At 71.0% G+C, this 14,003-nt stretch carries 9 protein-coding genes; 4 read left to right on the top strand and 5 right to left on the bottom strand.

Features of this window, described 5'->3' with window-relative positions:
* Window positions 1-252 precede the first annotated feature (252 nt).
* Genes PPSIR1_RS23045 through PPSIR1_RS23035 form a run of 3 tightly spaced genes read left to right on the top strand, consistent with a single transcriptional unit; the run spans window position 253 to window position 5,599 of the window.
* Window positions 253-2,472 (top strand): MYXO-CTERM sorting domain-containing protein, encoded by a 2,220-nt coding sequence (locus PPSIR1_RS23045; protein ID WP_006973568.1) that lies wholly within the window; start codon window positions 253-255, stop codon window positions 2,470-2,472.
* Window positions 2,473-3,816 carry an SIR2 family NAD-dependent protein deacylase gene (locus PPSIR1_RS23040; protein WP_006973567.1) on the top strand — a complete coding sequence of 448 codons (1,344 nt, stop codon included), beginning with the start codon at window positions 2,473-2,475 and terminating at the stop codon, window positions 3,814-3,816.
* Between the two features lie 58 nt (window positions 3,817-3,874).
* Window positions 3,875-5,599, top strand: a complete 1,725-nt coding sequence (locus tag PPSIR1_RS23035; protein WP_006973566.1) for an FG-GAP repeat domain-containing protein — start codon at window positions 3,875-3,877, stop codon at window positions 5,597-5,599.
* Window positions 5,600-5,642: 43 nt separating this feature from the next.
* On the opposite strand, the gene PPSIR1_RS43575 is transcribed toward PPSIR1_RS23035, so the two are convergent.
* The 5 genes from PPSIR1_RS43575 to PPSIR1_RS23010 are packed head-to-tail and all read right to left on the bottom strand — an operon-like array spanning window position 5,643 to window position 12,879.
* Window positions 5,643-6,731 (bottom strand): Rieske 2Fe-2S domain-containing protein, encoded by a 1,089-nt coding sequence (locus tag PPSIR1_RS43575; RefSeq protein ID WP_086001622.1) that lies wholly within the window; start codon window positions 6,729-6,731, stop codon window positions 5,643-5,645.
* A complete protein-coding gene (locus tag PPSIR1_RS43570) occupies window positions 6,728-7,810 on the bottom strand; it encodes a Rieske 2Fe-2S domain-containing protein (RefSeq protein ID WP_006973564.1) in 1,083 nt (360 codons plus the stop codon). The genes PPSIR1_RS43575 and PPSIR1_RS43570 overlap by 4 nt, the downstream gene beginning before the upstream one ends.
* Window positions 7,807-9,861, bottom strand: a complete 2,055-nt coding sequence (locus PPSIR1_RS23020) for an NAD(P)-binding protein (protein WP_045116583.1) — start codon at window positions 9,859-9,861, stop codon at window positions 7,807-7,809. Before PPSIR1_RS23020 ends, PPSIR1_RS43570 begins: the two co-directional genes overlap by 4 nt.
* Window positions 9,861-11,966: an FAD-dependent oxidoreductase gene (locus PPSIR1_RS49525; protein WP_006973562.1), complete on the bottom strand. Its 2,106-nt coding sequence runs from the start codon at window positions 11,964-11,966 to the stop codon at window positions 9,861-9,863. Before PPSIR1_RS49525 ends, PPSIR1_RS23020 begins: the two co-directional genes overlap by 1 nt.
* A 7-nt stretch (window positions 11,967-11,973) precedes the next feature.
* Window positions 11,974-12,879 (bottom strand): acetoacetate decarboxylase family protein, encoded by a 906-nt coding sequence (locus PPSIR1_RS23010; RefSeq protein WP_006973561.1) that lies wholly within the window; start codon window positions 12,877-12,879, stop codon window positions 11,974-11,976.
* Between the two features lie 250 nt (window positions 12,880-13,129).
* Here PPSIR1_RS23010 and PPSIR1_RS43565 point away from each other — a divergent pair, with 250 nt between their 5' ends.
* Window positions 13,130-13,981 (top strand): SAM-dependent methyltransferase, encoded by an 852-nt coding sequence (locus PPSIR1_RS43565; RefSeq protein WP_086001621.1) that lies wholly within the window; start codon window positions 13,130-13,132, stop codon window positions 13,979-13,981.
* Window positions 13,982-14,003 lie beyond the last annotated feature (22 nt).

The following is a 14,003-nucleotide window of genomic DNA, read 5'->3' as shown; positions in this document are numbered from 1 at the left end:
CTCCGGCGCTGCTCAGACCACCAGCATGGACGCAAATGGGCGCGGCCGTTTCCTTCGGGAGGCCGCGCCTCTTTGTATGTTCGAGTGTGTTCGACTCGCGTTCTCGGCTCGATCAATGCGTTTAGACGCCGCGGTGTAGGCGCCCCGTGATCGAGTCACGCGCGCGTGCGACCATGGTTGGGCGGAAGGGGAGGCATGCAGCGCCTGCAATTGTCGAAAACTCAGCGGAGGCTCGGCCTCCAATTCGCTCTCTTGGCTGGCGTCGGCCTGGCCTTCGCCGTCCGCGAGGCGCCCGTGCCCATCGCCACCGCTGGCGGCGACGACTGCCCGACGGAGAACGAGTGCACCTTCAAGAAGCCCAACTTCTTGATCATCCTCGACTACTCCTCGTCGATGAGCGAGCCCTTTGGCATGGGCCAGACGCGCTGGGAGGTCGCCGTGGACGCGGTCACCACGCTGATGACCACCAACGGCGGCTTCTTCCAAAAGAACATGCACGTGGCGCTGATGCGCTACGGCCACGACCCCGAGCCGGACAACCCGGGCACGCCCATCCCCGGCGATCTTTCGGGCCTGATTGACGGCCAGTCCCTGGACGTCGGCTGGTACGACCCGGACGCGGCGGACAAGACCTACTTCGACTGCAACGGGGCCGAGATCATCCAGTCGATCAACGCCACGCCGCCGCCGCTGTGCCCGGGCGGCCCGGGGAACTGCTCGGGCATCGGGACTTGGACCAAGGGCGCCATGGACCTTGGCGCGGACCTAATCTCCCAGAGCAAGGCCGACCACCCCGAGGACACCGTCCCGGGCGACGAGCGCTTTTACGGGATCATGGTGGTCACCGACGGCGCGTGGACGCCCGCCCAGGGCTTCCCGACCCTGAGCCCGCCGAGCGAGAACCCGGCCATCACCGCCGCCCAGCTCTTCGACCAGCAGGACATCCCGACCTACGTGGTCGCGGTGGCCGACGCGGTCAACCTACCCTTCGCCGACGAGCTCGCCGAGGCCGGCGGGACCGACGAGTCGATCGCGGCCGAGAACCCGGCGGAGCTGACCCAGGCGATCGGCGCCGTGGTCCAGGACATCGCCGACCAGGTCGTGGTGCCCGAGTGCACCGCGGGCTTGCCCCGCATGATGGTGCTGCTCGACGGATCCTCGTCGATGCTCAACGTCAACATGCTGCCCGGCGCGCCCGGGACCACCGGCTGGGACCGCGCTCGCTCGGCGCTGGCCTCGGGCAACAGCTCGCTCTTCGACGTCGAGGTCGAGAGCGTGGGGCGCCCGGTGGAGGACCTCATCCACCTGGGCCTGACCGTGTTCGGCGGCGAGGACCCGGCCGAGGAGAAGGTCCTGGTTCAGTACGGCCCGTGCATGCAGGACAACTTCGCCTGGGCCCTCAACCCGCAGACCTCCTGCGACGCGCCGGGCTGCACGGACCCCTGGGGCGGCCCGCCCATCGCCTGGACCTTCAAGGACGGCAGCCAGGTCGCGCCCTTCTTCGACCAGTCGACCCTCAGCCACATGCCGGCCTGCCTGCCCTCGGGCTTTGGCATGTGCCAGGGCTCGGGCACCTTCACGCACCGCGGCCTCGAGCTGGTGTTCGACAACCTGCTCGACTACCAGGCCAACCCGCCGGCGCTCTACCCGGCCGACGAGGACACGCAGTACGTCAACATCCTGATCACCGACGGGCAGTACAGCACCTACTCGACCGACGCTCAGGTCCAAAACGCCCTCGAGGCCCTGCTCGACGCGGGCTCGAAGACCTACGTGATCGGCTTCGGCGACGGCCTCAACACCACCGAGGCCCAGCTGCAGCTGATGAACATGGCGACCTGGGGCTCGGGGGGCACGGAGATGCCCTTCGACGCCGACTCCCAGGCCGAGCTCGAGCTCGCCCTCGGGGCGATCATCGAGGACATCGAGTTCGACCCCTGCTGCGCCTTCAACGACTGCTCCGAGAACCCGGAGCCGACCACCGAGGAGCCCGACCCGGGGGCCGCGACCTTCACCAGCGGCGACACGAACTCGGGGGATACGAACTCGGGGGATACGAACGACACGAACTCGGGGGATACGAATTCTGGCGACACGAACTCGGGGGATACGAACTCGGGGGATACGAACTCCGGCGACACGAACTCGGGGGACACGAACTCTGGCGACACGAACTCGGGGGATACGAACTCCGGGGACAGCTGGGACGGCGACGGCGGCGAGAACGACGGCTGGGACACCGACGGCGACGCGACCACGGACTGGGGCCAGGACGAGAACGGCAGCGGCTGGGACAGCGACGGCGACGGGACGGGCGACGGCGGCGACGAGGCCGGCTTTGGCTTTGGCAACGACGCCGGGCTGATCCGCGGCTGCGACTGCGCGGTGGAGGACGAGGGGCCGCCGAGCACCCTGTGGGGCCTGCTCGGGCTCGGCCTCTTGGGCCTGATTCGCCGCCGCCGCAGCGAGTAGATGGCGCACACCCAACGCCTCTTCACTTGCCCGCCTGAGCTCGCCAGCGAGATCGTGGCGGGCAACTGCGTGGCCTTCATCGGCGCCGGCTTCTCGGGCGCGGCCAAGCTCCCGGACTGGCGGGGCTTGCTCAGCGGGCTCGCCCAGGAGGCCGGCCCCGAGCTGAGCGTTCGGGTCGACGCCATCCTTGGCTCCGATCCCTCCGCCGAGGACTTCCACCTCGCGGCCCAGCTGCTCGAGGACAGCCTCGGGCGCGAGCGGCTCATGGCCGGTCTGCGCGGGCAGCTGCACGTCGAGCCCGATCAGCTGCCCCCGACCATGCGCCGGCGGGTGGACGTGCTGCGCCGCGTCCCCTTCCGGGCGATCCTGACCACGAACTACGACTCCCTGCTCGGCGGCGAGCTGGCCACGCGCACGAGCTACGTGCACGCGCTGCGCCCCGACGGGCACCGATGGTTCGAGCGCCGCTTTTGGCTGGACCACCCGGGCCCGCGGGTGCTCGCGCTCCACGGGCAGCTGGGCACGCCCGAGGGCGAGCGAGCCCTGGTGCTCACGCGCCGCGACTACCGGCGGCGGCTGTACCAGGATCCGGGCTACGCGACCTTCCTGCGCTCGCTGTTGTCGACGCGGACCGTGCTCTACCTGGGCTTTTCGTTCACCGACGCCTACCTCAACGAGCTGCGCAGCGAGGTCCTGGACCTGCTCGACTTTCGCCACGGCTCGCGCCCGGTCGCCTACGCGGTGGTCGCGAACTCGCCGCCGAGCGTGCGCGACTACTACCTGCAGCACGAGGGCGTGCAGATGCTCGACTACTCGACCGCGAGGGGCCCCAGCGGGGCCTACGATCATTCGGGCTTCGACCGCTGGCTCGAGGCCATCTACGCCGCCGCGAGCCCGCGGCGCCGCTTCGCTCACCTGCTCGCGGGCAAGCGCGTGCTGTGGCTCGATCCTCACCCGGAGAACAACGAGACCATCCGGGCTTTCTTCGCGTCGATCAGCGAGGAGCGGCCGCTGCAGGCGGGGGCCGTGGCGCTCGAGGAGGTCACCGCGGTCGAGGACGCCATCGCGCGCCTGCGCGCAGCTCGGGACGCGGGCCAGCCCCACGACCTCGTCATCAGCCACTGGGGCGAGGACGAGGCCGAGGACTGGCAGGGGGAGCGCCTGGCCAACGGCCCGCGGCTGTTGGCGCGCATGCGGAGCGAGGACCTGCGCGCGCCGGTGCTCGTGTTCTCGAGCAGCCGCGACGAGACCCAGCGCCGCCGCACGGTCAGGGGCCTGGGCGCGATGGCCTACTGCTCGCGCTTCGAGACCTTCTTCGCCGAGCTCGAGCGCGTCTTGGTCTGACCGGCCACGGGCAAAGAAAGGGTAGAGCTCTGCGGCATGGGCGCAGTAGCATGGCGGCATGCGCTTGCTTGGACCTTCGACCCCCCTCGCCCTGACCTGTGTCGCCCTCGCCCTCGCGGCCTGCCCCAGCGCGGCTGACGATGAGCCGCCGGTGGCCACGGCCGGCGACGAGATCGGGGACACCGACGACGAGAGCAGCGAGGACGCGGACACGGAGACGGGCTCGAGCGACTCGAGCAGCGAGGAGAGCACGGAGGAGTCGACGGAGGAGACGAGCGAGGAGGAGTCGACGGGCACGGGCGAGTGCGAGGTCGACACCGACATGGACGGGGTCAACGACTGCGACGACGCCTGCCCCGAGGACCCCGAGCAGTGGACCGACGCCGACGAGGACGGGGTCTGCGACGAGGTCCTCGACGAGTGCCCCGAGGACCCCGAGGGCTGGGCCGACACCAACGACGACGGGCTGTGCGACGGGGACGACGACGCCGACGGGGACGGCATCCTCAACGGCGAGGAGATGATCTACGGGGAGGACTGCGCCGTGTCCAACCCCAACAAGGCCGACAGCGACAACGACGGCATCCCCGACCCGGAGGATCTGTACCCCCTCGACCCCTTCCCGGTGTTCATCCTGTTCCGCAACGACCTGGGCACCATCGACATGGTGCTCAGCAACGGCGACGGGACCTTCCAAGACCCCATCGAGATCGGCGATCCCTTCGGCGGCAACGCCGACAACCCGGCCTACCGCTACCTGGGCTTTGCGATCTCCGACTGGAACAACGACGGCCGCGTGGACTTCCTGGCCATCGGCGACGCCGACCCGGCCGACCCCGACAACCTCCGCGACCTGTGGTGGTTCGACCGGGTCAACAACCCGGACACCGTGTCCCAGCGGCTGATCGACCCGGAGCTCGACCGCGGGATCTTCGGGACCACGGCGGACATGGACAACGACGACCTGGTCGACCTGGTCGCGCTGCAACAAAACAAGCCCAACTACATCAGCGAGGCCTGGCTCTACAGCTACACCAACCAGGGCAACGTCGAGACCACCAACTGCGCCTACTCGGACGACCCCGCCAACCCGGAGGATTGCCTGTTCGTGCGCCAGCTGGCCGTGGACATCACGGCCTGGGCCAACGGGCAGTGGATCGTGCGCCACTCGGCCGACGCCGTCGACGTCAACGGCGACGACTTCCGCGACATCGTGCTCATCCGCCACTCGAGCGGCGGCAACTCGTCGATCCCCGTGACCTTGCTCAGCGGCAACGGCGACGGGACCTTGCAGGCCCCCGGCGCGGCGCTGTTCACCCACAACCAAAGCGGGCAGTCGCCGGCCAACTCCATGGTCTTCGCCGACTTCGACAACGACGGCATCGGCGACCTGCAGCTGGGCCTCGACGACGACGGCGACGCGGGCAGCATGTGGTTCTACCCGGGCATCGTCAACGGCGGGAACTACTCGTGGAACGTGGGCGGCGCCTTCGAGTCCTTCGACCTCAACCCCAGCAACGAGGCCAACAACGGCGGCGAGGGCACGGGCGTGACCGCCTCGGCGAAGACCTTCGACTTCGACTTCGACGGCAACATGGACGTCATGGTCGGCTACAACACCCAGACCCCCTGGGCCGCGCCGAGCCAGACCGTCTACCTCTCGGGCAACGGCGACGGGACCTTCGCCCCGGCCGAGGTCGTGCGCGTGTTCCCGGACTCGACCTTTGGCCAGGCCTTCCAGATCCCCAAGCGGATCTGCCAGCCCTTCGACATCGGCGACTGACGCGTCGCGGACGTTGGGGTCGGGGGGGAGCGCGCGGGCAGGATCACTGCGCCGCGTCTTCGTCGAGAACCGGGAGCGAGGGGCGCCGGCCCGCAGCATCCGGCCCGCGCCCCTCGGCCTCGAGCAGGCGGATGAGCTGCTTGAGGTAGAGGTTGCCCATGCGGTCGGAGCCGACGCTCACGCGTCGGCGCAGGTCCGCGGGTCGCTCCTGCGAGAGGTTGGCGATGGCGGCCAGGTCCTCGCGCTGGAGGAAGAACATCGCTGTTTGCTGGAGGGCGTCGCCGATGAAGTTGCGCATGTGCGAGCGGAGGATGCCGAAGAACACCCAGGTGTGCTGCTCGTCGCTGGGCGTGATCGCGGCGTAGGCCATGTCGGAGCAGCCGTCGGCGTACTCGTAGCGGACCTGGGTGACGCCGCCGAAGTCGAAGCGGTAGTGGGCGGTCTTGACCACGGGAAGGCGCAGGAGCTTGCGGAAGTCGACGAGGTTGCGGTCCGCGACGGCGCGCAGGGGCTCCCCGGACACGGCCGTGAAGCCCCGGCCGTTCTCGAAGGCCTCGATGCTGACGTTGCCGACGGTCGCGGCCCAGTTGGGCCCGAGGGTGTTGGGGTGCACGGTCTGGATGTGCGAGGGGTCGAGGGCGTTCTCGATGAGATCGATGTAGTTGGCCTGCCAGCGCGTCGAGGGCAGGCGTTGGTGGCGGACCTGCGCGCCGAGGCTGTCGTAGTCGAAGCCGGGCACGGGGTGGGTCGACTCGCCCCCGGGGCGGCCCATCCACACCCACACCAGGGACTGCTCTTCGACGGCGGGGTAGCTCGTGAGGCAGGCCTGGGGCGGGACGCGGGCGTCCTCGGGCAGGGTCGGGACGTTGACGCAGCGACCGTCGAGGTCGAACTCCCACGCGTGGTAGGGGCACTGGATCCGCCCGTCGGCGAGCTGCTTGCCCGCCGACAGCCGGGCCTGGCGGTGGGGGCAGACGTTGGTGGTCACGTGGAGCTGGCCCGTGGGCGAGCGGCGAAAGAGCAGCTCGCGGCCGAGGATGGTCCGGGCCAGGGGCGCGCGCTTGATCTCGTGGGACCAGGCGACGGCGTACCAGGAGTCGTGGAGCATGGGCAGTGCGTGGGGAGTGGTCATGGCAAGATCGGGAGGGCGCGTTTGCGGTCGGGGGTGGTCGGAGGGCGCGGAGGCTCGGGGGGGGAGCCCTCGGCGGGCGCGGCCGCCTCGGCGCGCACGCGTCGGGCGTGGAGGGTGCGGAAGGTGTTCATCATGCGGTCGTTGGCCGTGCCCACGTACTCGCCGGGGCCGCGGACGTCGTCGTGGATCAGGCCCTTGACGACCCCGTAGTCCTCGCGCTGGAGCACGCGCATGGCCGCGTACTGCATGAGGTCCCCGAGCGCGCTGAGCCGGTGGCAGCGGCCGACCTCGGCGAACAGCCAGGTCTCGCCCTCGCGCTTGGGGGTGATCGCGGCGAAGGCGTAGTCGTAGTCCGAGCCGCCGTAGTGGTAGCGGGCGTACACGGCCCCCCCGAACTCGAACCGGTACTCGGCCGACCGCGGGATGGGCGGGGTGATCAGCTGGGCCAGGCCGAGGTTGCGGCCCAGGCTGGAGAAGCCCGTGTGCTCGCCGCCCTTGCCCGCGCGGCCGACGAAGCCGCCGCCGTCGGACCTTTGCTCGATCTCCGTCATCAGCCCGACGTGCTCGGCCCAGCGCGAGCCGAGGGTGCGGGCGTGGGTCGCGGTGATGTGCGTGGGGTCGAGGGTGTTCTCGACCAGGTCGACGTAGCTGACCTCCCACAGCCGCGGGGGCGTCCGCTGGCGACGCATCCGTTGGCTGGGGGAGAACTCGAAGCTGGGCGGCTCGCTGGGCGTGGGCTCCCCCTCGCCGAACCACACCCAGATCATCCCCTGGCGCTCGCGCGCGGGGTAGCGGGGCAGGCAGGCGGCCTTGGGGACGCGGGAGGTGCCGGGGACCTCCACGCAGCGCCCCTGCATGTCGAAGGACCAGCCGTGGTAGGGGCAGCGGATCCGGCCCTTGCCGAACTCCCCCGTCGACAGATCGGCGTGGCGGTGGGGGCACTGGGCCCCGAGCCCGACGACCCCCTCGCGGGTGCGGATGAGCATGACGTGGCGACCCAAGAGGGTGCGCGCGAAGGGCTTGCGCCCGAGCTCACTGCTCCAGGCGGCGACGTACCAGGCGTTTCGGACTGCGTTCATGAGCGGGCTCCTCGCTCCCACAGCGAGCGGCGGGAGGACCACCGCCCGGGCCGGGAGCCGACGACGTGGAAGGGGTAGGCGGCCAGGGCACGGGCGGCCTCGAGGCCCGACATGACCGTGGCCTCGACGCAGCCGGTGTTGAAGTCGTTGCGGGTCCAGTCCCCGCACAGGTAGAGGTTTGCGAAGCCCGAGTCGTCGGGCGCGAGGCGAAGGCGCGTCGTCCCCGGGGAGGTCAACACGTAGCGCTCGCTGGGGGCGTCGTTGACCCGGACGTAGCTCCGCCGCGCGCGCTCGCTGTCCGGGAGCAGGCGCTGGCTGTCGAAGCGGCCGTCTTCGGCCTGGGCGCCCGGCCACAGATCTCGGGCCTTGGCGTCGAGCAGGGCGTCGAGCTCGGCCTCGACGCTGGCCTGCTCCTCGGCCGCGGACGCGGCCTCGCTGGCCTCGGGCCCGCGCCGGGGACCGCAGTAGTAGGCGACGCTCCCGACCTCGCCGGGCGACCACCGCTCGAGGGGGATCAGGTGGCTCATGTCGGCCCAGGTGTTGAGAGGGTCGACGTAGCTGGCCAGGACCGTGGGCGGGTCGTGGTAGCCGAGCTCGTCGAGGGAGGGCTCGAGCCACAGCTGAGCCGCCTGGGTCTGGACGGTCTGGATCCCGGCGAGCATGCGGCCGAAGCGTTGGTTGACCTGGCCGAGCTCGGCGGCGATGGTCCGCAAGGCGGCGACGGGGATCCCGAGCACGAGCGCGTCGAAGTCCCGGCCGCGGGTCAAGCTGAGCTGGCGCAGGGGGGCGGGCCCGGGCAAGCGCGGATCCTCGAGCCAGCGCAGGTGCTCGCGCAGGGCCTCGCCGTCCGCGAGCTGCCCCCAGTCGGGCTCGCTCGGCCAGCACGGCTCCCCGTGGACCACGCGCAGCGGATCGTAGCCCTCGGCGTCCGCCCACGGCCGCGCCTGTTCGTCGCTCGGCGGCCGGATCTGCGCCTGCACGCTCATGTGCACCGCCGCGACCTCGCGGCCGTCGGCCGAGGGCTCGAGGCGGTCGACGCGGTGAAAGAAGTGCACGCGCACGCCCCGGTCGAGGAGCACCCGGTACAGCGGGGCGAACACGATGTCGCCCATGCCGCCTTGCATCTTCCAGAACACCGCGCCCTCGTAGGTGAACAAGATCCGCAGCGTCGCGCGGATGAACGCGCCGGCGGCGAAGCTGGGGCGCTCGGGGTCGCCCTCCTCGAAGGCCAGGCCCATGTCGTAGATGCCTCGGATCAGCGGCGAGTCGAGGGTCGCCGGATCGGCCCCCCAGCGCCGCAGCCAGTCGAGGAACTCGTCGTCGTCGAGATCGTCGAGGTGACGGCCCTCGAGGCCGAGCTCGGCCACCAGGCCAAGACCCAGGGTCACGAAGAGATCGACGAGCTGAAAGGTCTCGCGCAGGGCGGGGTCCTCGTCCAGGGCTTCGGTCCACGGGTCGGTTGCGGCGCGGGCCTTCGCCCACGCGCCCCGCCCCAGCACGCTGCGCTGGAGCGAGCGCCCGAGCCGGCGCAGCTGCGCCCTCGCCCCTGGGGCGTCCTCGCTGGCGGACTCGAGGCCCGTGCGCGCCAGCTGCTTGGCGAGCTCGAGGTAGTGGCTGAGGCTGGGCAGGAGCCGGGGGTTGGGCCCCCCGGGCACGGCCTTGGTCTCGGGAAAGCGCAGCCTCATCCGCCGCCACCCGCTGGCCCCGCGGTCCATGACCGCGAGCTCCGAGTGGCGGCGAAAGGCGTCCTCGAACTGGAGCACGGGGCCCTCGCCCCGGCGGGCGGCGACGGACCCGAGCTCGGCGTAGCAGTGCTGAATGAGGGCGAAGGCGTTTTGGTAAAAGCCCAGCCACACGTGCAGGCCGTGCTCTTCGATGCGCTCGGCGTGGGCCGCGTTGCGTCCGCTCGCCCCCTTGCCGCCCAGGCGCCAGCCGGCCGTGTAGAGGTCGATCTCGAAGCGCTCGGCCCAGCCCGGGATGCTCGTCAGGGCGTAGGCCGTGGACACGGCCCCCAGCCCGCCCCCGAGGATCGCGATCTTGCGCGGAGCCATCAGCTCGCCTCCCGCTCGGGCGAGCGCTGGCCCGGCGCAGGAGCGCCCTGGCCAGGCCGCTGCAGCCACTCGAGCGCCGAGGCGCGGGCTCGTCCCGGCTCGCGGTCTCGACGGGCGCGGGCGCGCTGGTCCACGGCTCGGGCGGCGGCCTCCCCGGACTGCACGGCGCCCTCGATGCAGCCGTAGTTCAGCGAGGTCCGGGTCCAGTCCCCCGCGAAGGTCAGGTTCATGCAGCCGGTCTCGTGGGGGCGCAGGCGGTAGCGGGTCGCGCCCTTGGCCGAGAGCACGTAGCGCTCGGTGGGCTCGGTGTTGACCCGGACGTACTGGTGCTCGAGGCGAGCGCTCCCCTCGACCCCCTCGGGGGCGACCAGCTCGCTCCAGCGCAGGGGCGCGCCGGGTCGCTGGGGGGGCAGGGTCGCGCGGGGCCAAAGCCCCCCCAGCCCCGAGCTGGCCAGCTCGAGGACGCCCGCGAACGCGTCCTCGAAGTCGCGCTGGAGCTCGGCGGGGCTGGGCGCCCCGGCCTCGGCGTAGGGGCGCGGGGAGTAGGGGCCGCAAAAGTAGGCGAGGTGGCCGACGAACTCGGGCCAGTCCTCGATCTCGGCGACGTGGGTCATGTCCGCCCAGGTGTTCATGGCCCCGCCGTAGGCGTCGAGGATCGCGGGGGGCCCCGCCCAGCCGAGCTCCTCGGCGCTCGACCGCAGCCACAGCTGGGCGGCCTGGGTCGCGGTGGTCTTGGTCTCCCGGCACATCGCCGCGAAGGCCGGGTTGCGCTCGATGAGCTCGGCGCAGATTCGGGGCAGGGCGGCGACGCTGATGCCGAGCACGACCTCGTCGAAGTCTTCGCCCCGGGTCAGCACCCGGCGCTCGCCCAGGCCGTCGGTGCGCGCCGACTCCAGGTTGCCGTCGGCCGAGCGCGCCGCGGGATCGCGCAGCTGCTCCCAGCGGGGCTCGCTCGGCCAGCAGGGCAGCCCGTCGACGTCCACGAGGGGCTCGTAGCGCTCGCCCAAGGGCGCGGCCTGGCGGGTCAGCTCGACGCGCTCGACGGCCAGGGGGGCGCGGGGGTCCTCGCTCAGGCCCAGGGCGTCGACGCGGTGGAAGAACTCGAAGCGCACCCCTCGATCGCGCAGCACCTGGTACATGGGCGCGAACACGACGTCGCCCATGCCGCCTTGCATCTTCCAAAAGACCGCGCCCTTGTAGCCCAGGAACATGCGGGAGAAGAAGCGCAGGAACACCCCCGCGGCGAAGTCGGGCTGGTCGAGATCGCCGTCGAGGTAGGCGAAGCTCATGTCGTACATCCCGCGCAGGCCCGCGGACTCGAGCAGCAGGGGCGAGGCCCCGTGCTCGGCCAGCCACTCGCGGTAGTCGAGGTCGTCGAGGTCGTCGAGGCTCAGGCCGCCCAGGCCCAGGTCGATGGCCAGGCCGCGCAGGTTGACGACCACGAACTCGAGGAACACCGCCCACCGGCGCAGCTCGTCGTCCTGGTCAAAGAGCTCGGCCAGCAGCTCCGCGCGGCGCTCGGGCTGGAGGGCGGCGCGCAGGAAGCTCGCCACGCGCTCGCGCGCTTGCGAGGGCTGCTCGGGGTTCGCCCTGGCGTCGTCGCGTCGACGCTGCAGCGCCCGGAGGCCCCGGCCGAGCATCTCGGTGGCCATCTTGGCGTAGCTGCTCGGGCTCGGCCAGGGGGTCGAGTGTGGCGTCCCCGGTCGCTCGTCGTTGCGCGGGAAGGGGAAGCGCCAAAAGCCCCAGCGCGCGCGCAGCTGCTCGGCGACGACGATGAGATCATGGGCCTCGAAGGCCGCCTCGAACCGGCCCAGGGGCGCCATCGGAGAGCGCAGGCCTCTAGACCGGAGCTCGGCGTAGGCCTCGCGCATCAGCGCGAAGGCCTGGTGGTAAAAGCCCATCCACACGTGCAGGCCGTGCTCCTCGACGCGCTGGGCCGCCTTGGGGTTGCGCCCGCTGGCGCCCTTGCCCCCGAGCCGCCAGCCCATCTGATAGACGGTGACGTCGTAGGCCCCGGCTTGGGAGGGGTCGCTCAATCTCCACGCGCAGGCCAGGCTGGCCATCCCGCCGCCGAGGATCGCTACTTTGGTCTTGTTGGTGCTCATTGCCTTCTCAGTTGCTCGGGCGCTGCTCGCCGTAGACCTCGCCCTCGAGGGAGCGGACGTCGAAGCGCAGCCATGAAGCGGCGAGCACGTCGACGAGGCCGTCCTCGGGGAGCCCCAGGTCTTCGATGATGGGGTAGGCCGTCGAGGGGGACACGCGCATGAGGTAGTCGCCCTGGAGGTGGCCGCCGTCGTGGACCTTGGGGACCTCGAAGCCCGACTCGACGATGGCCTGGTAGCACGCTCGATCGGGGAACTGGGCGTCGCGGATCTGCTTGAAGGACACCGCCCTGGCCCGGGAGCCGAGCTCGGCGAGGGTGCTCGCGGCGGCCCGACCCAGGCCCCGGGGCCGCAGCCCTCGTACGCTCCAGCGCCGCCGCGCCGGGCCCTGGGCCTCGACGCTGAGCAGCTCCAGCTCCCGCGCGGGGGCCCGCGAGCCCGCCGGCGACCAGGTCGTGACCGTCGCGGAGAAGCGCGCCGGCTGTTCGCTCATGCTCGGCAGCTCAAAGCGCGCGAGGGCCTTGGGGAAGCCGTAGACGTCTCGGCCCGCGAGCAGGGGGTAGCAGCTGTCGACGAACAGGTAGGGGGCGAACCACACCACCCGGCGAGGGTTGTCGGCGAGCAAGGGGAGCCACAGCGCCAGCTCGGACTCGGGGGTGCTGCCCCGGCGATCGGCCGGCTCCGTCGCCGGCGTCGAGGCGAAGTAGGCGACCGCGATGGGCAGCGCAGGCCGGTAGCGAAACTGGTTGGAGGTCGCCGCGTTGAGCTGGCGCTCGCACAGCGCCGCCACCCGGCCTCGGTCGACCCGGAACGCGAAGCTGGTCAGGGTCACGTCGTCGAGACGGAAGGGGTGGGGGGGGACCTGTTCACCGCCCCGTTCGATGTAGGGGGGGAGCTTGGCGCGTCTGGTCGTCATGATCGGGGGCCGCCTGCAACGCTGGCATTGCCGAGGTGCGGCTCGACGCGCGGGTGATCCGAAAAAAAATGAAAAACTTCAGCGACCCAAAAAGCGCACACTTTCAACAGTGTCGAAGTGTCCGCTTGGGTGTTGACACGTCCACGCGCGCTCGCGTATCGACATCTCCATCGTCGCGCTGACTGGCTTGAGCTGGTCAGCGGTGGATAGCTAGACAGACCAAGCACGACAACGAGAGAGCGAACCAATCATGTTTTCCCGCGAACAAATCTCAGATTATTACGACGTCATGACCAGCTCCTACCTCGAGTATGGGGGCCCCGCTAGAGGTTGGCACTACGGCCTGTGGGACGAGTCCACGGACTCGATGGAGAAGGCCATCGAGCGCGCGACGACCTACCTCGTCGAGGAGCTGAAGCTCGCCCCGGGCATGCGCGTGCTCGATCTGGGCTGCGGGGTCGGGGGGCTGGGGCTGCTGCTCGCCGAGCGCCACGGCGTCCGCGTCGACGGCGTGACCTTGAACGCCAAGCACTGCGAGATCGCCCGGGGCCTGGCCGCCGAGCGCGGCCTCTCGGAGCTGCTCGAGTTCCACCACGCCGACTTCACGACCATGGCGCTCGAGCCCGAGTCCTACCAGCACGTGTTCCACCACGAGTCCTTTTGCTACGTCGCCGACGCCCCGGCCTACTTTCGCAAGATCGTGCCCGCGCTGGCCCCTGGGGGTAGCTGGCGCGTGCTCGAGGGCGTGCACCGGGGCAGCGACGACGGCGAGGTCGCCCTCGCCCGGCACCAGGCCTGCCAGGTCGGCTGGCGCATGGCCCCGCTGATGACCATCCCGGACATCGAGCAGGCGGCGACGGACGCCGGGCTCGAGTGGCGCGAGACCGACGACGTCTCCCAGAGCATCATGCCCACGGCGCACTTGTTCGTGGAGATGGCGGCGGCCCTGCGCCGGGGCGAGGTCCCGCCCGGGGCCTTGCCCACGGACCCCGCGGAGCTGCAGATCAAGATGGCCCACGTGGGCGCTGGCGAGGCCTTCAGCCAGGGCCTGATCGCGGGCCAATTTGGCTACGCGCGCTTGACCGCGGTCAAGCCGGGCTGACCTCGCCTACGTCCTGCGGGGG

The organism is Plesiocystis pacifica SIR-1 (genome assembly GCF_000170895.1).
GTDB lineage: Bacteria > Myxococcota_A > Polyangia > Nannocystales > Nannocystaceae > Plesiocystis > Plesiocystis pacifica.
The sequence above is the reverse complement of the archived record's forward strand: the minus strand, read 5'-3'. Positions and strand labels throughout refer to the sequence as shown.

What these genes read in the sequence shown, in the direction of transcription:
- PPSIR1_RS23040 (WP_006973567.1), top strand. Translation starts at nt 2,473, where the DNA reads ATGGCGCACACCCAACGCCTCTTCACTTGCCCGCCTGAGCTCGCCAGC.
- PPSIR1_RS23035 (WP_006973566.1), top strand. Translation starts at nt 3,875, where the DNA reads ATGCGCTTGCTTGGACCTTCGACCCCCCTCGCCCTGACCTGTGTCGCC.
- PPSIR1_RS43575 (WP_086001622.1), bottom strand. Translation starts at nt 6,731, where the DNA reads ATGACCACTCCCCACGCACTGCCCATGCTCCACGACTCCTGGTACGCC.
- PPSIR1_RS43570 (WP_006973564.1), bottom strand. Translation starts at nt 7,810, where the DNA reads ATGAACGCAGTCCGAAACGCCTGGTACGTCGCCGCCTGGAGCAGTGAG.
- PPSIR1_RS23020 (WP_045116583.1), bottom strand. Translation starts at nt 9,861, where the DNA reads ATGGCTCCGCGCAAGATCGCGATCCTCGGGGGCGGGCTGGGGGCCGTG.
- PPSIR1_RS49525 (WP_006973562.1), bottom strand. Translation starts at nt 11,966, where the DNA reads ATGAGCACCAACAAGACCAAAGTAGCGATCCTCGGCGGCGGGATGGCC.
- PPSIR1_RS23010 (WP_006973561.1), bottom strand. Translation starts at nt 12,879, where the DNA reads ATGACGACCAGACGCGCCAAGCTCCCCCCCTACATCGAACGGGGCGGT.
- PPSIR1_RS43565 (WP_086001621.1), top strand. Translation starts at nt 13,130, where the DNA reads ATGTTTTCCCGCGAACAAATCTCAGATTATTACGACGTCATGACCAGC.